This window comes from Kitasatospora sp. NPDC002543 (assembly GCF_053594915.1).
In genome coordinates this window covers 48240-67683 of the sequence record NZ_JBSFWR010000013.1, presented here as the reverse complement: position 1 = coordinate 67683, position 19444 = coordinate 48240, and the positions used below count along the sequence as shown (strand labels likewise).

General features: G+C 75.8%; 16 protein-coding genes. 3 read left to right on the top strand and 13 right to left on the bottom strand.

The genetic code is table 11. The annotated features are described in order from the left end of the window. Nucleotides 1-312: 312 nt before the first annotated feature. The gene (locus ACWD4P_RS08705) at nt 313-753 is read left to right on the top strand and encodes a hypothetical protein (RefSeq protein WP_449779070.1); all 441 of its coding nucleotides are present in this window, start codon (nt 313-315) and stop codon (nt 751-753) included. Nucleotides 754-902: 149 nt separating this feature from the next. On the opposite strand, the gene ACWD4P_RS08700 is transcribed toward ACWD4P_RS08705, so the two are convergent. Both ACWD4P_RS08700 and ACWD4P_RS08695 read right to left on the bottom strand, forming a co-directional pair. Continuing rightward, nucleotides 903-3668: a transglycosylase domain-containing protein gene (locus tag ACWD4P_RS08700; RefSeq protein ID WP_449779069.1), complete on the bottom strand. Its 2766-nt coding sequence runs from the start codon at nt 3666-3668 to the stop codon at nt 903-905. Nucleotides 3669-3786: 118 nt separating this feature from the next. Further along, nucleotides 3787-4158, bottom strand: coding sequence for a low affinity iron permease family protein (locus tag ACWD4P_RS08695; RefSeq protein WP_449779068.1), 372 nt, complete (start codon nt 4156-4158; stop codon nt 3787-3789). Nucleotides 4159-4482: 324 nt separating this feature from the next. On the opposite strand from ACWD4P_RS08695, the gene ACWD4P_RS08690 reads away from it, so the two are divergent. Both ACWD4P_RS08690 and ACWD4P_RS08685 read left to right on the top strand, forming a co-directional pair. Continuing rightward, nucleotides 4483-5064 (top strand): hypothetical protein, encoded by a 582-nt coding sequence (locus tag ACWD4P_RS08690; protein WP_449779067.1) that lies wholly within the window; start codon nt 4483-4485, stop codon nt 5062-5064. 152 nt (nt 5065-5216) lie between these two features. Continuing rightward, nucleotides 5217-6557: a PP2C family protein-serine/threonine phosphatase gene (locus ACWD4P_RS08685; RefSeq protein ID WP_449779066.1), complete on the top strand. Its 1341-nt coding sequence runs from the start codon at nt 5217-5219 to the stop codon at nt 6555-6557. Here the strand turns inward: ACWD4P_RS08685 and ACWD4P_RS08680 are convergent. The 11 genes from ACWD4P_RS08680 to ACWD4P_RS08630 form a co-directional block, all read right to left on the bottom strand. Continuing rightward, nucleotides 6544-6912 carry a hypothetical protein gene (locus ACWD4P_RS08680; RefSeq protein WP_359824544.1) on the bottom strand — a complete coding sequence of 123 codons (369 nt, stop codon included), beginning with the start codon at nt 6910-6912 and terminating at the stop codon, nt 6544-6546. The genes ACWD4P_RS08685 and ACWD4P_RS08680 overlap by 14 nt on opposite strands. Nucleotides 6913-7025: 113 nt before the next feature. Next, the gene (locus tag ACWD4P_RS08675) at nt 7026-8060 is read right to left on the bottom strand and encodes an ArsR/SmtB family transcription factor (protein ID WP_449779065.1); all 1035 of its coding nucleotides are present in this window, start codon (nt 8058-8060) and stop codon (nt 7026-7028) included. Between the two features lie 26 nt (nt 8061-8086). Further along, nucleotides 8087-9442, bottom strand: coding sequence for an NADase-type glycan-binding domain-containing protein (locus ACWD4P_RS08670; RefSeq protein ID WP_449779064.1), 1356 nt, complete (start codon nt 9440-9442; stop codon nt 8087-8089). 3 nt (nt 9443-9445) lie between these two features. Next, on the bottom strand, nt 9446-10009 hold the full coding sequence (locus tag ACWD4P_RS08665) for a phage tail protein I (RefSeq protein WP_449779063.1): 564 nt from the start codon (nt 10007-10009) through the stop codon (nt 9446-9448). Beyond that, entirely contained in the window at nt 10006-11967 is a 1962-nt protein-coding gene (locus tag ACWD4P_RS08660; RefSeq protein ID WP_449779062.1) for a putative baseplate assembly protein, read from the bottom strand. Before ACWD4P_RS08660 ends, ACWD4P_RS08665 begins: the two co-directional genes overlap by 4 nt. Then, entirely contained in the window at nt 11967-12404 is a 438-nt protein-coding gene (locus ACWD4P_RS08655) for a GPW/gp25 family protein (protein WP_359830481.1), read from the bottom strand. The genes ACWD4P_RS08660 and ACWD4P_RS08655 overlap by 1 nt, the downstream gene beginning before the upstream one ends. A gap of 31 nt (nt 12405-12435) precedes the next feature. Then, nucleotides 12436-12750, bottom strand: a complete 315-nt coding sequence (locus tag ACWD4P_RS08650) for a PAAR domain-containing protein (protein ID WP_359830483.1) — start codon at nt 12748-12750, stop codon at nt 12436-12438. Nucleotides 12751-12826: 76 nt separating this feature from the next. Beyond that, nucleotides 12827-14605, bottom strand: a complete 1779-nt coding sequence (locus ACWD4P_RS08645) for a VgrG-related protein (protein ID WP_359830485.1) — start codon at nt 14603-14605, stop codon at nt 12827-12829. Next, on the bottom strand, nt 14602-15339 hold the full coding sequence (locus ACWD4P_RS08640) for a CIS tube protein (protein ID WP_359830487.1): 738 nt from the start codon (nt 15337-15339) through the stop codon (nt 14602-14604). The genes ACWD4P_RS08645 and ACWD4P_RS08640 overlap by 4 nt, the downstream gene beginning before the upstream one ends. Before the next feature lie 82 nt (nt 15340-15421). Further along, nucleotides 15422-15847, bottom strand: a complete 426-nt coding sequence (locus ACWD4P_RS08635; protein WP_359830489.1) for a phage tail protein — start codon at nt 15845-15847, stop codon at nt 15422-15424. Between the two features lie 115 nt (nt 15848-15962). Next, entirely contained in the window at nt 15963-16235 is a 273-nt protein-coding gene (locus ACWD4P_RS08630; RefSeq protein WP_449779061.1) for a hypothetical protein, read from the bottom strand. Between the last annotated feature and the right edge of the window lie 3209 nt (nt 16236-19444).

Sequence of the window (19444 nt, the reverse complement as noted above, 5' to 3'; positions counted from 1 at the left end):
GGGAACGGCCGTTGCAACGCCTCCTCAGCGGCCAGCCCCCTTCCCCCCGGCCGTCCATGCCCGCCGAGCGGCACTTTGTTTCACATGGCGGGGAGGGCTGCGCAACAACCGGCCGGCCCTGAAAGCTCGGCTGTGTCAGGGCCGGAGCACGACACCGACCGCCCCTGACACCGGCCCGCCCGCACCCGGCGGCACCACCGCCCGTACGGGCGGTGTTCGTCGCTCCCGCGAAGCGCCGCAGTGTCCGGGACCTCACGGTTCCCGGACAGCGGCGAAGTCCCACTCCGTTTTCCACACCGACAGGAGACCGCAATGCGATCCGTCAAGATCCGCGCCACGATGACCGCGCTCGCGTCGAGCACGGCGCTCATCGGCGGCACCGTCGCCTTCGCCGCACCGGCCACCGCCGAGCCGCAGCAGCTCAGCTCCCCGGTCAGGTGCGCGACCAGCTACTACCACTGGTGCGACGCCGTCGGCTCCGACGGGGTGTACGCGCAGATGAACGTGTACTGGGGAAGCGACGGCCACGAGTACGTCGACTCCTACCTCAACACCACCCACCAGGGCCAGAACCTGTGGACCCTGACGTGGACCGACACCGGGTGGAACTGGTCCGCGTCTCCGGCCACGATCGACGAGGGCGACGGGTGGTGGGGGGCCACCGACTACGGGCGGTCCGACGCGGGCAGGACCATCAAGCTCGCCGTCTACGACTGGAACACCGGGGGCTACCTCTACACGAACGCGCACTGAGGTTCCACCCTGCGGTGACCGGGCCGTGTCGGCCACGGGGGTGTCGACCCGGTCCGGGTACTGCGGATGACGGCCGGTAGGAGAGGGCGGGAGGCCTGGCGCCAATGATGGCGCCGGGCCTCCCGGGCGGCGGCGCGGTGCCCGCCGGTTCAGGGCAGTTGGACCGGAGGGAAGGAGCCGGCCGGGGTGCCGGCCAGGGCGCCGTCCATGGCGTCGCGCCAGATCGGTCCGGCCAGGGTGCCGCCGAAGGCCTGGCCGACCACCTTGCCGCCGATCCGCTGGCCGTCCAGCGGCTTGGGGTCGTCGGTGTCGCTGACCACGGTCGCGCCCGCCATCTCCGGGGTGTAGCCGACGAACCAGACCTGGCGGCTGTCGTTGGTGGTACCGGTCTTGCCCGCGCTCTCCCGGCCGGTGAGGCCGGCCGTCTGGCCGGTGCCGTCCTCCACCACGCCCTTGAGCATCGCGCTGACCGTGTCGGCCGTACCGGTGGACATCACCGCCGAGCAGTCCGCCCGAGGCACCGCGAGCGGCTTGCCGTCCGGGCCGGTCACCGAGGCGACGGCGGTCGGCGCGCAGTAGGTGCCGTGGGCCGCGAAGGCCGCGTAGACGGCCGCCATCGTCAGCGGCGTCAGGTCGTTGCTGCCGAGCGTCATCGACGGGACGACCTGGAGCTTCTCGCCGCCCGCCTGCTGGGTGATGCCCAGCTTGTCCGTCATCTGCGCCACCGAGCACAGCCCGGCGTCGGCCTCCAGCTTCGCGAAGTAGGTGTTGACGGACTGCGCCATCGCCGACTTCATGTCGAACCGCCCGGTCAGGCTCTGGCTGTCGTTGTGCACCTGCCCGGCGGACGGGAACCGGCCGCCCGAGCAGTCCGTCATGGCCGGCCACGGGATGCTGTAGTCGGTGGTGTAGCTCTGGTCGGCCGGGATGCCGCCCTCCAGGGCCGCCGCCGCGACGATCGGCTTGAAGGTCGACCCGGTCGGGAACCCGAGCCCGCCGCCCATGGCCTTGCCCACGTTGTAGTTGATCTGGGTCTGGTGCTGCTTGTCGTCCAGGCCGTACGGGCGGCTCTGGCCCATCGCCAGGATCCCGCCGGTGCCCGGCTGGACGATGCTCATCGCGGTCGCCGCCTGGTCGCCCGCGTCGACGTGCCCGGTGACCGAGGCCTGCAGCGCCGCCTGCGCCCTGGGGTCGAGCGTGGTGTGGATCTGCAGGCCGCCGCGCTTCCAGACCGCCTGCCGCTCGGCCGCCGACTTCCCGAACGCCGGGTCGGTGAGCACCACCTCGCGCACGTAGTCGCAGAAGAAGCCCTCACCCTGCTTGGCCAGGATGCAACCCTGCTGCGGCGCCTGGACGTTCAGCCCGAGCGGGGAGGCGATGGCCTGTTGGGCCTCCTCCTGGGTGATGTGCCCGTACCCGGCCATCTTGCGCAGTACGGTGTCGCGCCGCTCCTTCGCCGTCGTCGGGTTCACCGTCGGGTCGTAGCCGCTCGGCGACTGCACCAGGCCCGCCAGCAGCGCGGCCTGCGGGAGGGTGAGGTCAGCGGCGTGCACGCCGAAGTAGCGCCGGGCGGCCGCCTCGATGCCGTAGGCCTTCTCGCCGAAGAAGGTGATGTTCAGGTAGTTGGTGAGGATCTGGTCCTTGCTCAGGGTCTCCTCGACCTTGATCGCGTACTTCAGCTCCTGGACCTTGCGGCCGACGGTCTGCCGCTGCGCCTCGGCGACCTTCTGCGGGTCGTCGCCCGCCTCCTCGACGAAGACGTTCTTCACGTACTGCTGGGTGAGGGTGGACGCGCCCTGGGTGGTCCCCGAGGAGGCGTTCTTGTCCAGGGCGCGCAGAACGCCCTTGAGGTCGATCGCGCCGTGCTCGTGGAAACGGTTGTCCTCGACGTCCACCAGCGCGGTCTTCACCAGCGGGGATATCCGGTCCGCCGGGACGACCGTGCGGTCCCGGTCGTACACGGTGGCGATCGTGCCGCCCTCGGCGTCGAGGATGGTCGAGGCCTGCGACAGCGGCGGGGTCCTGAAGTCGTCCGGCAGGCTCTGGAAGTCGTCGGCCGCCGACTGCGCGCCGAGCCCGACCGCCGCCACCGCGGGCAGCACCATCCCGGCCGCCACCGCCCCGGCGACCACGCTCACCGCGATCAGCCGCGTCCCGTGCCCCAGCTTCCCCAGCTTTCCCGGCTTCCCCATGCCCGCCACCACCCGTCGTCGTGCCATGTCGCGGACCGTACGCCGCGCAGATGAGGAACTCCTTGGAACCTCCGGGGCCCGGCGCAGCGTCGCCGGGCCGCCGTCGAGCCGGTCCGCCGGGGCCTCGTCGGTCCGGGCGGTGTGGGGCAGGGCTGCCAGTGCCGCCGCTGCCAGGTGCTGGGCCGCGGAGGCGACCAGCAGGGCGCTCTCGCAGGCCGCCGGGTTGTCGAGCACGTGGTCGCGTACGTAGGCGACCGCGGCGGTCAGCTGCCGGTTCGCGGCCGGGTCGACGGGGCGGGGCCCGGACAGGCACACCGGGCCCCGGCCGTCGGCCCCGGCGGGGGCGACGGCTTCCAGCAGGGCGGTGTCGAACATGACGATGGTGTAGCGGGCCGCGCGGACCTCCCCCTGGTACGGGGCGTCGGGCGGGGCGAGCAGAAAGGTCTCTCCGGGTCCGAAGACCGTCTCGTGGCCCGCGGTCCGGTCGGCGAGCGCACCGGCGTGCAGGCTGACGAGGCACACCCGCCCGAGGCTGTCGGCGTTGTAGGCCATGTCGTAGCCGAACGACAGCCGGTCGACGCTCAGCGCACCGACCGACCGCCGGCTGATGCGCGCCCGGGCGTCCTCCACCGATCCGCCGATACGCATCGGTGTGTACGCGGTGGACAGGAAGTCCTCCGTGGCCTCCAGACTCGCACTGTCGAAGGACAACGACTCGACCATGATCACCATCCGTTCGCGGTCGGCGGCCCCACTGGTGAGCGCCCGGGCCCGACGCTACGCGCCGCGCCCGTGGGACGGAAACCCGGCCGCTCCCGGGCCGGTCGCCGGGAGCGTGTGCTCAGACCTCCTCCTCCATCCGGATCGCCGTTTCGAGCTCGGCACGGGCCTCCGACGGATCCTTCCCGTCGATCTGGCGCAGCAGCGCGGTGGCGATGGCGTCGAGCTTGCGCTGGAGGGCGTGCTCGGCCCGGCGCTCGGTGTTCTTCAGCAGGGCCAGGAGCAGCAGGTTGAGCGCGGTCATGGTGTCCCCGACCAGGATCTGCCAGGTCAGGGACAGTCCGGCGGCATGGACCGCGAAGAAGGCGACGACCAGCAGCACGCAGAGGGTGTAGAAGGCCGGGGCGCTGGTGAGGTTCGACGCGGCCTCCGCGAGCCGTTCGAACCGGCCCTTGCCCGACCGGGTTCGCTCCGACGGATGGCGCAGTGCCATGGCGGCACCCCGTCTCAGCCGCGAGGTCCGCGCATCACGGTGTACTCCCCCGGCCCGGGCGTTGCCGTACGGCGGTGCGTGTCTCGGTGCGCGTCTCGGTGCTCATCTCTTCGGTCCTCCCTGCGCGGCGGAACGGGGCCGGTCGGCCACCGTCCAGGGCGTCTTGCCGGATCGGGGGAAGCCATGCCTCGCACGGCGGAGTTTCGTTCCGGCGGCTGCGCGCCCCGAGCACTTCGCTCCCGAAGCTGTGGGAACGCTCCGCGGTGACCGACCGTGGACCCGGGTGTCCTCGACATCCGGACGGATTCCACCGGAAGGGACACCATGACCGCGCAGCAGACACCCCCACCCGTGCCCCGATCCACCGGCACGGGAATGTGGGAGCAGGCCACGCTCCTCGCCGCGGAGGCCGAGCGGCAGGTCCACAGCGGGCTCTGGGAGTTCACCCCGCAGGACGCGGCGCTGGCCCGGAAGACCGCCGACGACCTCGCCGGGGCGATCGGGCCGGCCGACGAACAGGAGCGGATGCCGGTCATCGAGCGTCTGGAGCACCTTCGCGAGGCCCTCGCCGTCATCGCCCTCGGGATCGCGCGCACCCACGGTCGGTTGGCCTGGTTCCTCGGCCGGGCCGGCGTGGTCCTGAGCCCGGTCCTGCAGTGGCGGGCGCTGCCCGCCGGCCGGAGCCAGTCCTTCGGGGCCGTCGTGCCGAGCCCGGCCGAGCTCACCGACGCCGAACGCGCCGTGCGCCGGCTGCACTCCGCACTGCTCCGAGCCGACACGACCGTCCCCCGCCCCGACGCGGGGCCGGACCTCCCGGAGCCCGGCGCTGCCGTCCCGCCGGCATTACCCCGAACCGACTCCGCGGGGCACACGGCGAGATCGCGTGTCCGTGGCCCACGGGTGTAGGGGCGGCGACACCGACCGTCGGGACGCCGTACCGCCCCACGGGCCGTGACGGCGGCCCGTGCCCGGAGGCCGACGAGGCTCAGGCCGATCCCGCCGGCCGGGTGGGCGGGCCGCGGCTGGGTAGACGCCGGTGCGGCAGGAGGTGCCGGGTGATGAGCGACGACCGCGCGGACCTGGGCGGGGTGCTCGCCCGGGTGCTGGACCGATCCCGGGCGGGCGCCCCGCGGGAGCTGTACGGCCTGGTCCGGGACGCGGCCCGCGAGCTGGGCGCGAGCGGGGCGCGGATCTTCCTCGCCGACGTCCAGCAGCGGTACCTGGTCGCGCTGCCCGACCCGGAGGCCTGGGCCGGGCCCGGGTCCGGGGCGCCCGGGGACCGGATCGACGTCCAGGGCACGCTGGGCGGGCGGGCGTACCGGCTGCAACGGACCCAGTTGTCCTCCGGGCCGCCCGCGACGGGCTGGTTCCCGCTGGTCGACGGGGTCGAGCGGATCGGCGTCCTGCGGATCGACGCCGACCGGCTGGACGACCGCACGGCCGGGCGCTGCGAGACCCTGGCTTCCCTGGTCGCCCTGCTGGTGGTCTCGAAGAGCGCGTACAGCGACTTCATCATCGAGATCACCCGCCGGCAGCCGATGAGCCTCCAGGCCGAGCTGCTGTGGTCCTTCCTCCCGCCGCGCACCATCGGCAGCCGGGACGTCACCTCCAGCGCCGTCCTGGAGCCCGCCTACGACGTGGGCGGCGACGCCTTCGACCACGCCATGACCGGTAGCCGCCTGCACCTGTCGGTGTTCGACGCCATGGGCCACGACCTCGCCTCGGGCGGGGCCAGTTCGGTCGCGCTCGCGGCCTGCCGCTCCACCCGGCGGGCCGGCGGCGGACTGGCCGACATCGCCCTGACCATCGACCGCACACTGGCGCAGTGGATCCCGGACCGGCTGCTCACCGCCGTGATCGCCGAACTCGACACCGCCACCGGCGTCCTGACGTGGGTGAACTGCGGTCACCCGGCACCGCTGCTCATCCGCGGCAGCCACGTGGTGGCCGGCGCGCTGTGCCGCCACGCCGAACTGCCGCTCGGGCTCGGCTTCTTCCTCGATCGCGAGGCGCTGCCCGTCCACCGGACCCGGCTGCAGCCGGGCGACCGGGTGCTCGTCCACACCGACGGCGTCACCGAGGCCCGCTCCGCCGCCGGCGAACTCTTCGGCGAACAGCGCCTGGCCCAGACCCTGGTCCAGCACATGGCCGGCGGGGAACCCGCGCCGGAGGCGCTGCGCCACCTGGTCCACGGCCTGGTCACCCACCAGGACCACCGGCTGCGCGACGACGCCACGATCCTGCTGGTGGAGTGGCATCCCGACCGGGTCGCGGACACGGCCGGGGCCGGTACCGGCGGTGAGGCCCGGGAGGGCGGCGAGGGGGCGGGCCGGCCGTCGGGGTCGGTGCGCGCGCCCGACGGCCGGACCGGTGCGGCGGCCGGGGTCAGCAGGCCTTGACGTACCAGATCGGGGCCCAGTTGGCGCTGGGGTCGCCGTAGGGGGCGCCGGGCGTGGTGTAGACGAGGTACTTGTACTTGTCGTACATCTTCGCCTTGGTACCGGTGGACTGGTTGTTGTACCAGGACCCGACGCCGTTCATGCCGTCGGAGATCTCCTGGAGGACGCCGCAGTCGCTGAACCGGAACATCAGGTGCTGGTAGTTGGGGTACAGGTAGCCGCAGATGTAGCCCTTGTAGCAGTCGGCCGGTGCCGCGGTGACGGCCGGTCGGGCGTTCGCCACCGGGGCGAGGAGCGTGGTGACGGCGGCGAAACCGGCCGCGACGGCGATGCCGGCCTTGTGGACGAATCGCATGGGAGACCTCCTGGGAACGGTGACGTCGGTGGTGCGGACGGCTTCGGCGCCGCCCGGTCCTCAGTCTCCGTGGCCGCCGGACCGCCGCTCCACGAGATTCGGGCTGGTCCGAATCAGGGCCGCTCCACCCGACTCCGGCCGGAAGCGGACGGATCGGGCGTGTCGCCGAGCACGCCGAGGCCGAGGGCGGTCGGGGTGTGCAGGACGGCGTTGCGGTACCGGGAGGTGCCGATCAGCCTGGCCTCGCGGAGCACGGTGGCGTGTTCGCTGGCACTGGACGGGGTGATCCCGGCGAGGGCGGCGAGTTCCTTCGTCGAGCAGCCGGGGTGTTCGGCGATCGTCTCCAGGACGGCGGCACGGGTGTGCCCGAGCAGGGCGGAGAGGGCGACCGTCGATCCGGCCGGCAGCCGGTCGGGTCCGAGGAGGACCGACCAGTCCGCGGGCCGGCTGTCGTCGACCGGGTAGGTGACCACGGGCAGGGGCTGGCCGTGGGTGTCGTCGCTGACCGTGACCCGGGTCGCGAACACCGAGGGGCCCAGCAGGATCCCCTGCCCGCGGAGGTACAGGTCGTGGTCGACCGGGCTGCGGACCTCCAGCACCGGCGGGTTCCATCGCATCCACCGGGGGCAGGCCCCGGCCAGCAGGGACTCGACGCCGCCACCGAGGAACTGACGCACCCGGACCGCCCGGTCCGCGGCGTGGCGGTCGAGGAGCTGCGGCCAGTGGCGGCCGACCAGGTGCTCGTAGAGGAGGCCGAGGCTGTCGGCGAGTTCCCCGCGCAGCGCCCCGTCGTCCGCCAGGTGCCGGGCCCACCCCGGGACGGGCTGGTGCTCGGCGATCGCGGCCAGCTCCGCCCCGACGAGGCCGCCCGGGGTGGCCCGGACCCGCTCCAGCAGCTGCGCCGGGTCGGCGGCCACCGCGGGCATGAGGAAGGTCGGGGCCCAGCCGTCCGCCGGCACCAGGGACAGCGCCATGCGGGCCCGCCCGGGCAGCCCGGCCAGGACTCGCCGCCGCCACGGATCCAGCCGCGCCGCGAGGCCCCGGCCCTGCAAGGCCCTTGCCGCGGCGAACAGTTCGGAGAACGGCATCGGATCCGAGAGCCGGGTCCTGGCCAGGTCCTCGGCCGTGAAGTGGATCCGGTAGACCATCGCTTCCTCCCGTGGCGGCGGCGCGGTCAGGCGCGTTTGAAGAACTCCACCTCCGCGAGCGCGATGGCGCGGCCGGGGCCGGTGCCGGCGGCCTCCCGAACGGTGAGCTTCACCTGGGTGACGTCGCTGATCCCGGTCTGCACGGTCTGCGGGCCGGGCTGGTCGTTGAGCGAGACCTGCTGGGTGTGCACCTTGCCGCCCTTCTCCGTGACCTCCAGGGTGAGGACGACGGGGCGGGCCTGCTGCCGGAAGTGTTCCGGGTCCACCGAGTCGCCGGTGTGGACGATCAGGTCCACCAGCCGGAACGGGGTGCGGAACGAGAAGGTGACGGAGTCCCCGATCGCGGGTGCGCCCCAGTAGGTGTTGGTGAGGCCGTCGTCGGCGGCGGTGGCCGGATGCCCCTCGACGGCGGCGCTCGCCACGGTGCCGGCGGGGGCGATCGGCGCGGTCTTGCGGATCTTGTCCAGCACGTCCTGGAACGCGACCTTCCCCGCCGGGTAGAGCAGGATCCCGGCGACGACCACGGCGACGAGCGCGAGCAGCGCGATGGTGCGGCGCAGCGCGTTGCCCGAGCCGCCGACCCGCACCCGGCGCCGGAACGGCCAGCGGGTACGCCACCAGGGCAGCTCGGGGGCGGCCGCGGTGGGGGTCAGCGGGGCGGCGCAGCGGCGGCAGAACTTCCGCTCCGGCAGGTTGGGCGTGCCGCACCGGGGGCAGGGCGGGCCGTCCTGGGTCTCGACGGCCTCGGCCTGGCGGGTGACGGGGCGGGGCGCGACGGGCTTGGCCGGCTGGACGGCCACCGGGTCGGCCTGCGCGGAGGCCTTCGGTGCGGAGGCCTTCGGTGCGGAGACGGGGGGCCGGGCGGGAGCCGGTCGGACGGGGGCGGGGTTCGGGCGCGAGGGCTCGGCGGCGGGCGGGGCCTGGGGCTCGGCGGGCGGTTGCTCCGCCTTGGCCGCCGGTTCGGCCGCCGGCTCGGTCTCGGGCTTCGCCTCAGCCGTGGTCGCGGACCGTACCCCGGGCTCGGCGGTCGGCTCGGGTCCGGGCTTGGCCGCCTCCTCGGCCTGCGCCGGCTTGGTTTCCGGCTTGGCTTCCGGTTCGGCTTCGGGCTTGGCCTCCGGCTTGGGGCGCGCGATGCGGCGCAAGGTGCTCCGCCGCGTCGATTCGGCGGGCGCGGGCGTCGGCGCGGGCGCAGGCGCGGGCGCGGGCGCGGGCGTCGGCTCGGGGGCGGCCTGGGCGGGCGCCGCCACCGGCCCCGCCACGGGCGCGACCGTCGCCGCCGGGGCGGCGGCAGCGGTGCGCGACCAGCCCAGGTAGGCACCGCAGTTGCCGCAGAAGTCGTCACCCTCGCCGTTGGCCGTCCCGCATTCGGGGCACACCGGCATCCGTCAGCCCTCCGCTCGCCCGGGTGGGCCGGGCAGGATCTCCACCCGGCAGGTCAGATGGACCGGCAGGCCCGCCCTCACGACGGCCCGCACCTGGTCCTCGTCCAGTCCGGTTCCGCGCAACGGCCAGGCCCGGACCAGTACGTCGCCGCCCGGTGCGGGCGGCAGCCCGGCGGCCGGGTCGGTGGACCAGGAGGCGCCGCCGCCGTCCACGATCTCCGCTCCGGCGCCGAGCACCAGCCGCAGCCGTTCGGTGAGGCCGCGCCGGGTGCCGCGCCAGCGGTGCAGTTCCACCGCGCGCCGGACCACCGCCCGGCGTGTCTCCACCGGCCAGGACGGGTCCACCTCGACGGCGACCCAGGAGGCCAGCCAGTCGAGGAAGTCGGCGGGTGCGAGGCCGGGTTGGAAGTAGGCGGGCAGGTTGTCCAGGGTCGCGAAGACCGGGGCGAGGACGGTGTCCAGGCCGGCCGTGAACCGCTGGGCGAAGTCGTCGTCGGCGTACATCGCGGGCAGCAGCCGGCCGATCGGGTAGGGGCTGGGCAGTCCGGGGACCGCGGCTCTGGTCATGACAGCCCGTCCTCGGCGGCCGCGCTGACCACGACCTGGTGCTGGTGGGAGAAGACCAGGGCGTCCGCCGGGACCTCGACCCGCTCGGCGGGCGCGCCCCGGCGCCCGGTGATCGGGTCGGCCGGGAACAGCCGCAGCTCCTCGACGCCCGTGACGGCCGCCACCCGCTGGAGCACCGCGAACACCTCCCCGTACTGCACCGACCGGCCGAACGGCCAGCCCGTGCCCTTCGCTCCGCCGCGCAGCGGGTTGAGGTACCGGTACAGCTCGGCGAGCACCTCCTCGCGGACCCGCTCGGGGTCGGCGGAGCGGGTGGTGAGCCGGGCGACGACCGTCACGCCCTGGTAGGACGGCGGCTGGACGACCAGCCGGGTGCCGATCAGGCGCCGCTCGTCGAGGGCGGCCGCCACGGTGGCCAGCACCTGCTCGTCGGGGATCAGCTGCTCGAAGCGCAGCCGGTCGCCCTCGTCCGCGACGGCGTCGGGGACGACCAGCACCCGGACCGCGCCGGCCTCCCCTCCCGCGGCCGGCACACAGCTGATCCGGGCGGCGGACGGCGCGGCCTGCCGGGCGATCAGCTCGAAGTCCCCGGCGGTGACGGCGCGTTCCTGCAGGCGCAGCTGGTGCGGGGCGCGGGCCTTGGCGTTCTCGACGGTCTCGCCGTCGACGCCGCCCCGCGCCGCCTCCCGGTTGTCCACCCGGGCGATGTACGGGACGGAGCTGCGCAGCACGGTGACGGTGCCCCGGGCGACGTTGCCCGCGATCCCGCCGCCGGTGCGGTACCGGGGGACGCGCAGCTGCGCCCCCTTGGGCGGGACGGCGCCGAAGGCGCGCAGGCCGCCGTCCGGCTCCCGGACCGCGGGCGGGAAGAGGAACTCGCCGGTGGTCGCGTCCAGCACCACGTGCCGGTCGGCCGGCGAGGACTCGCCGAAGTGCTCGACGACCGTCCAGCGCTCCCAGCCCTCGCCCGCGGCGACCTCGACCACCGGGGGCTCGCCGTCGAGCAGCACCGGCGGCCGGGCGAGCCGGAAGCGCTGGCCCGCGACGCCCTCCGAGGCGCCGAGCGGCGCGTCGGTGACGGTCTGGGCGTGGACGGCGGTGGCGGTGCCGCCGACCGTGAACACCTCGGCCCGCCGGATGGTGGGCGACTCGGAGTAGAACGGCTGGCCCTGCCGCGGCTCGGTGACCCGGCAGCGCAGCCAGCCGGCCCGGCGGCCGGCGATCACCGAGGCGGTGTGGCCGGCGGGCACGAAGACGACCACCTCGCCGGGCCGGTTGAGGCCGCCGGTGGTGTCCTCGCCGGTCTCGCAGGGGATCCAGCGCGCGCCGTCCCAGACCTCCCAGGCCAGCGGCGGCTGGCGCGGGTCGACGCCGACGCCCTCCACCCGGCTGTCCAGCCGGACGACCAGGATGCAGCGCGGCACCACGGCCGGCAGGGCGAAGAGCATGGCGTCCCCGGCCACCGGGCGGCGCTGGAAGCAGGGCACGTCCGCGCCGTCGGCCAGCCGGGCCGTGCCGTCGGACTGCTCGCCGGAGGCGGAGACGGTGACCAGCCGCTCCAGCGAGCTGGGGACGATCGGCAGGTCCTCGGCGGTGGAGAAGACCACCGCCTCGTCGGTCTCGGTCCGCAGGGTGGAGACCTCGGTGCCGGCGCGCAGCAGGACCGTCTCGGCCTGCGGGGCGGACAGCCAGAAGTCGACCTCGGCCCGGGCCGCGGCGGGCGGGAACAGCCGGATGCCGAGCAGGTCGAGGAAGGCCGCGTAGTTCTTCTCCGGCACCCGGTTCAGCCGGTAGAGCAGCTGGTCCACCAGATAGGCGAAGGTCTCGATCAGGGTGACGCCCGGGTCGGAGACGTTGTGGTCGGTCCACTCCGGGGCGCGCTGCTGGACGTAGCGCTTGGCCTCGTCGACGAGCTGCTGGAAGCGGCGGTCGTCCAGGTTCGGGGAGGGCAGGGCCATCAGCGGGAACCCCCGTTCGTCGCGGCCGACGGCTCGGCCTCCGGGTGCTCCGGGATGGTGTAGAAGGGGAAGACCAGGTTGCGGCGGTCGTTGGTGGCCCGCACGGTGTAGTGGACGTCGATGTAGAGCGTGCCCTCCTCGACGCTGTCGAAGGCGATCACCACGTCGTCGACCTCGATCCTCGGCTCCCAGCGCTCCAGCGCGATGCGCACCTCGCGGGCGATCCGCCCGGCGGTGGTGCTGTCGCCAGGGGCGAAGACGTACTCGTGGATGCCGCAGCCGAACTCGGGGCGCATCGGCCGCTCGCCGGGGGCGGTGCCGAGGATCAGCCGGATCGCCTCCGCGAGCTCGCGGTCCCGCTCCACCATGGCGATGCCACCGGTGGCGTTCACCCGCAGCGGATAGGCCCAGCCGCGGCCTATGAAGCTGCCGCTCATGCGCCGCCCCCCTCGCTTCGCTCGCTCATGCTCAGCCCCCGATCAGCACGTTGAGGGCACCGATGGTGATGGTGGCGCCGCAGGTCGTCTTGTCGCCCATCCGGGCCGCGGGCAGGCCGCCGATCAGCACCATGCCGCGGGTCAGCGCACCCGGGGAGGGCAGCACCACGTCGCCGGGGCCCAGGGCCAGGTGCGGGGGGACGACGCAGGCGTGCACGGTGCCGACCACGGCGGCGGGGCGGCCGCCGATCAGCACGGTCGCCACCTTGAGGGCGGCCCCCGGCGGCGGGGTGGTGAGGGCGCCGCCGTGATCGGTCATGTCGCCGGTCCGGGCTGCGGGGGGCATCTGCGGTCTCCGTTTCGGATGGTGCCGTGCTGTGTCGCGGGCACTCGTCATACTGCCATTGCACATTGACGTCACGTCAGTTGATTCTGATGAGGGCCGCCTTGAGCACCGCCTCGGCGCCGCCGTCCACGCTGACCGAGGTCGTGCCCCGGACGGTGACCGATCCGCCGCGCACGTTCACCGCGCCGGTGCCCGCGTCCAGGGTGATGCCGGAGGAGTTCAGCCGCACCGTGCTGCCCGCCCCGCCGCCGGGGCCGTGGACGGTCAGCACGATCTCGCCGCGCTGCTGGTCCAGGCTGACCTCCAACTTCCCGTCCCCGCTCGCCAGGTGGACGCCGGACTTGCCGCCGGGCACGTCCAGCAGCTCCATCCGGTGGCCCGAACGGGACACCACGGAGCGGCGGTTGACCTTGCCGGAGGCCCCGTCGACGAGGGGCACGTCGTGCGGGGAGGGCCGGTCCACGCCGTTGTAGAGCCCGCCGAGCACGTACGGGCTGTCCAGGTCGCCCTGCTCGAAGCCGACCAGCACCTCGTCGTTGACCTCGGGGCTGACCACGCCGCCGCCCCCGGCCCCGCCCCACTGCACGGTGCGCACCCAGTCGGAGACGTAGGTGTCGTCCAGCCAGGGGAACTTGAGCTTCACCCAGCCGCGCTGCCCGCCGCCCGGCTCGCGGACGTCGGTCACCACGGCGACGGCCAGGCCGGGCATCCGCGGCCCGCGCGGCGGCGCGTTGCCGCCGCTGGTCAGGCCGGCCAGCGAGCGGTCGGGGGCGGCGCTGACCACGACCGTGGTGCGGTAGCCGCGGAACGGTTCGATCAGGTGGCGCACCCCCGTGGCGGTGTAGCGGCCGGAGAAGGCGGCGCCGACGTTGCCCAGCGCGACGGCGGTGCCCGCCCGCAGCCGAGGGTTGCCCTCGGCGACCACCTCCAGCTCGCCGAAGCCGGCCGCGACCGAGGCGGCCAGCGAGCGGGCCACCGAGGCGGTCTCCGCCTGGGTGCGGTACGGGGTGTCCGCGACGGTCAGCCGGGCCTGGCCGGGGAAGGCGGAGGCGACCACCGAGGGGCTCATCCCCGGCTGCACGGCCTGGGAGGTCACCGCGGGCTCGGTGGCGACCAGGGCGCTCTTGGTGGTGACGTTCCAGCCGCGCGCCTCGACGGTGTCCGCTCCCCCGGCGCCGGTCAGCACGCCGCGCAGTTCCAGCAGGTTGCGGCCGTACTCCAGCACCAGCGGGTTCTGCGGCGCGGGGGTGGAGGGAGCCGGTGCGCCGGAGGCCGGGTCGGGCCGGACGAACTCCAGCTTCCCGTCGTCGTCCACCCGCACCTGGGCGCCGCTCTCCTGCGCCAGGAACTGGAGGAACTCCCAGTCCGGGACGTTCGCCTGGGAGAGCTGCTGGTGGACGACCGGGAAGGAGTCGACCTTCCCGCAGGTCAGGCCCGCGCCGGAGGCGACCTGGCGGACGATGTCGGCGGTCGTCATGTTGCGGAAGGCCTTCACCCGGCGCCCGCGCATCAGCCGGTGGGTGACCGCCGAGGCCCGCACCACGGTGTACGAGCCGGTGGTGTCCACCTCCAGCTCCAGCGCCGTCACCTCGCCGGTGAACAGCCGCGCCCGGGTGTTGCCCTGCACGGTGACCACGGACACCTTCAGCGGGGTGCCGATGGTGATCCCGGTGGCGGAGAGGAAGGTGTGGTCGGCGTCGCGGAAGGACAGCACGGCGGTGTCGGGCAGGCCGACGCTCTCCTCGATGTCGCAGGAGACCAGCTGGGTCGCCCAGATCGGCGGCAGCGGCCCCGGCGCCTCGACGACGGGATCGGCGGCGAAGGGGCGCCCGCCGCGGGCCTCGGGAGTGGTCACGGCCGTCCGCCTCCGGTGGATCCGCTCTGGGTGAGTTCCTCGATGCCCGGCACGATCAGGTCCTCGCCGGGGACCAGGGCCATCGGGTCGTCGATGTCGTTGGCCTCCGCGATGGTGCGCCAGGCGGTGGCGTCCCCGTACGCGCGCCAGGCGAGCATCGGGAGGCTGTCGCCGGCGATCACCCGGTGGGTGCTGCGGGCCTCCGGCGAGCCGGAGGTCGGGTTCTGGCCGGCCGGGTCGACGCTGGCCTCGTCGATGGTGAGGGAGCAGACCGCGCGCAGCGGCTTCCCGTCGACGTCGAAGAGCGAGTAGGTGACCGACAGGCCGGTCAGCACCCCGTTGAACGAGGTGGTCTTCAGGGTGCCCCAGTCCAGCCGGATCCACGGGCTGGCCGGCGTCTTGCGCGCCAGGCTGGTCGGGGTGGGCACGCACGCCGTCATCAGCTGCTCCACCGCCCGTTCCACCGAGTTGTCGTGGGTCGCGGTGGAGTCCAGGAACACGTCGAGGGAGAGCGAGCGCGGGCCGCTGCCGACGAACTCGGGCAGCGCGGACTCGCCGGCCATCCGGGACGGGGTGCGCCGCCACTCGGTGGTCTTGCTGAGCCGCAGGGTCGCCGGGTTGAACTGGAGCCGGAGCTGGGCGAGCGTGCCGCCGGGCTGGGCGCCGACCGTGGCCGGTGGCTCCATGATGGTCAGTTGGGCCCGGGTGACGCTGGCGGGGACCGCTGAGGACATCCTGGTGCTCCTTCCGTGGATCGGGCTGGCGGGGCGTTCGTGGGTGGGGCGTTTCGGGGGCCGGGCGTTTCGGCGGCGGGGGTCAGGAGGGGCGCAGGCCCGCGTGGGCGATCTCCAGGGTCTCCATCGCCGCCTGGGAGTTGGCGGGGTCGAAGGACGGCCCCTCCCAGCGCACCGGGACGATCCCGAGCACCTGCCAGCCGACGATCCGGCTCAGGTCCGGCCGCAGCGCCACGATCTCGCCGTCCTTCGGCTCGACCTTGCGGACGATCTCGGACAGCCAGCGGGCGATCTTGGTGGTGTCCGCGGTGACCGCGCGGGTCAGCGTGATGTTCGACCAGGTGATCCGGCCCGGCAGCTGCCAGGCGAAGCCGTTGTTGCCGCCCTCGGCGTACTGCTCGATCTCGACCTGGGCGCCGAGCCCCGAGCAGGTGGTGAACTCGCCCAGGTCGTTGCCGCCGATGGTCAGGCTGAAGAACACACTGGACGCGAAGATGTTGTCGGTCATCGCTTCTGCTCCTGCTCCGTGCTTCCGGTCATGTCGCTGCCGCGGCCGGCTGTCGGCCGTTCCCGTTCGCCCGCGCCGTGCCAGGTGGCGTGGCGGTCCGCGGGCCGGCCCGGGCTCAGCGGCGCATGTCGTACGGTTTGCCGCTGCGCTCCCGGCCCCTGCGCACCTCGGTGCGCAGCAGCCGGCCGACCGGTTCGACCAGCCGCCGGGCCAGTTCGTCGAGGTCGGCGGGGTCGGCGTGCGCCGCGGCGTGCGGGGCCGCGGGCGACCCGGCGGCCGGGCCGCCGGGGGCCTTCGCGGTGGGCTCCGCGGCGCGCTGGACGGTGGTGGGGGTGCGCGCGGGCACGGCGGTCAGCGGGATGCCGGTCAGGCCCGCCTGCTCGGCCACCCGTTGCAGCACCTGTGCGGTACCGGGCGCGGACGGTCCGGAGGACGCGGGCCGCGCGCCCGGGCGGGACCCGGCCGGCAGGGACCACGAGACGACGGGCACGGGCGAGGCGGCGGTCGACGTGGCGGGCTGTGGACCCACCGACCAGCCCGGGCCCGGGCCCGGGCCCGGCGAGGACGCGAGGGTGGGCGGCTGCGCCGGGGCGGGCCGCGGGGGCCGGGAGGGCGCGGGGAGACGCTGGATCGACGGGGCGGCCTGCGACACCGGGGCGCCCGGGGCACCCGGGGCCGTCACGGGCCGGAGCCGGACGACCGGCGGGCGCGCGGCGGAGGTCGGCGTGGCGGCCCCGCGCGGAGCCGGGCGACCGGGGCTCGTGGCGCCGGGCCGGGGCAGTGCCGGGGCACCGGTTCCCGGGGCTGCCGCACCGGGCAGCAGACCGGACGACACCGGCGACGGGTACGCGGGTGCGGCCGCGGTCGGGGCGGTGCCGCCGGACACCGGCGGACCCCCTGTCACCGACGGGCGGGCGACCCGGTCCGGCGACCGGCGCGAGAAGGCACGCTGCACGGCGGCCACGACCCCGCGCGGCGCGGCCGTCCCCGGGGCGGGGAGCTGCCCCGCGCCCGTCCACGCGGCGGAACCCCCGGACGCCGAACTGCCGACTGCCGAACTCCCGGCCGCCGGTCCGCCGCCCCGGGCACCCGGCGAGCGCCGGTCCGGTGAGAGTGCACGCCGCGGAGCGGTGGCCGCCGCCGACGGCGCGCTGTCCGGCTGGGACGCGAGCGCGTTGGGCCAGGCGGCCCGGACCACGGGCGGCGTCGACGCCGGGCGGGCGCCGGCCGAGGCGGCAGCGGCGGGCACGGACGGTGCCGGCGGGGTGGCGAGGGAGACCGTCATCCGGCGGTCGCCGAGCAACCCGCGCCGTGTGCCGGTGCGTTGGACGGCCCGCTGCACGCCCAGGCCGCCCAGGACCGGACGGGCGGGAACCGTCACGACGGGCACCGGCCCGGTGCCGTGCCCGGGCGGGGCGCTCGACGGGCGCGGCCGGGGACCGGCCGGGCGGCCGACGGCCCCCGGCGTCCGCTCGGGGCCGCCGCTGCCACTGCTGTCGCTGCCGGACGGCGCTGCGGCGGGGCCACCCGCCGTCCCCTGCGGGGCTGCGGAGGACAGGGGCCGTCCGGCGGCCGGCCCACGCCTGCGGCGTTCCGCACCCGGGCGGGCACTGCTGCCACCGGCGGACGGGGCGGACGGGGTGGGCGGGGCGGTCGCGGCGGTCGGACCCGCCGAGCGCCCGTCCTGGCCGCCCCGGATCGGGGACACCGCCCCCGACGGGCCGTCGCCCGGGTGCCCGGCTGCCCGCTGCACGGGCAGCCCCGCGCCGGCCGGCGGCGGGGTGACGGAAGGCACGGCGCCGTCCGTCGCCGGGGCCGCGATCCGCTGGACCGGTCCGCGCCCGCCGAGCAGCGGGGCGGTGCCCCCGGGCACGGCCGCCGTCGGCGGCAGCGCGTCGAGCGGCGCGCCCAGGCCGCCGCGCGTACGGGCAGGAGACGGGTCGGGCCGGGCCGGCGTCGGCGGGCCGACGGGCCCGGAGGGCGCCCGCTGTACGGTCACGTCCTCGACGGGCCCGCTCACCTGAGCGGGCGTCGGACCGGACCGGGCCGACGAAGCACGGTCCGGGGTCGGCGACGAGGTCGCGGCGGGCGTACCGGCCTCGGACGCCGAGCGCTGTACGGGCACGTCGTCCAGCGGCCCGCGAACCCGGGCGGGCGCCGGTTCGGACGACCGGGCGGGCGCGGCACGGTCAGCGGCCGACGGTGCGGGCTGCGCGGACCGCGCGCGCTGGACGGGGGCGCCGGAGGCGGGCCCGCGCCCGACCCGGGTCGGTGCCGGGCTGCCGCCCGGATCGCCGGCCGCACGGGCGCGGCGGACCGGGGCGGTGGTGTCGTGGCCCACTCCGCCGGAGGGCCGGGCGTCATCGGCGGCGGCCCCCGCGTCGGCGGGGACGACGGGCATGGCCGGCGCCGACGGGGCGGCACCGGTGGCCCGGGGGCCACCGGCGGCCTGCGGCGTGGCGCTCGCGGGCAGAGCGGTCAGGGGCGCGCCGAGGACCGGGCGGGCGGGTGCCGCGGCCGCGGGACCGGGCGCGACGGAACGCTGGACCGTCCCTTCGGTCCCCCCGCTGCTCGCGGGCGCGGCGGTGGCGGGCGCGGCGGCGGTGGAGGTCGCGGACGGGCGGTGGGTGGCGTCGGAGGCTTCCGGCGTCGCCGTCGCGGCGGACGCCGGAGCCTCGGACGCCGGAGCCACGGACACCGGAGCCACGGGCGTCGGCGCGTCGGTGCCCCGGACCATCGGCCCGGTGGCGGTGTTCGGCGCCTTGCCCGTTCCCGGGACGGCTGCCACCGGGCGCGCGGACAGCGCCCTCGGGCGCCTCGCCACGACCAGCGGGGCACCGACGGCACGCGGACGCACCGGACGGTCGGCCCGGACGGCGGGGACGTTCGGACGCGGGGAGGCGGTGCCCGGCTCGGGCCCAGCCCCGCCAGGAGTCGACGCCGCCCTCGGCACCGCCGGGCCGGGAGTCCCGGCGGCGGGTGCCTCGGCAACGGGCGTCCCGGAAGCGGCCCGCGGCGCAGCGGACTTCGGTGAACTCTCCCTCGCCACGGTGGACTTCGGCCCACCGGGCGCGGGAACAACGGGAACATCGGGCGCAGCGGACGCCGCCGGGCCGGGTGCCGCCGTGGCGGGCCTCGGCGCGCCGCCGTCGGCCCCGGCCGCCGCCACCGGCCGCCGCTCGGCGCCGCCCGTGCGCGCCGGGCGCGGCCCGGGGCGCACCGGGAGCCGCCGCAGCCGAACCGACCGCTGGACCGGAGGCCCCGGCCGGGACGAGCCCGGCTGCCCCTCCCCCACCGGCGCTTCCGCCCCGGCTTCCCGGGGGAGGACCGGAACCACCAGCTCGTCCCCGCCCGCGCGAACGGGTGCCGGGGAGCCCGGCCGTGCCACCGCCCGCAGGATGCCGGCGGGGGCGGTCGGCAGGACGGCGTGGCCGAGCGGTCCGCAGAGCGAGGGGTCCTGCCAGGAGGTGAGCCGGGACCGGAACGCCAGGCCGTCGCTGACGCCGCGGGCCGGCCCGGCCAGGGTCGGGGCCAGCGGCGCGACCGCGCGCCAGCCCCCGTCCCCGGCCGCCGGTCGCCGCTGGACGGCCGTGCCCG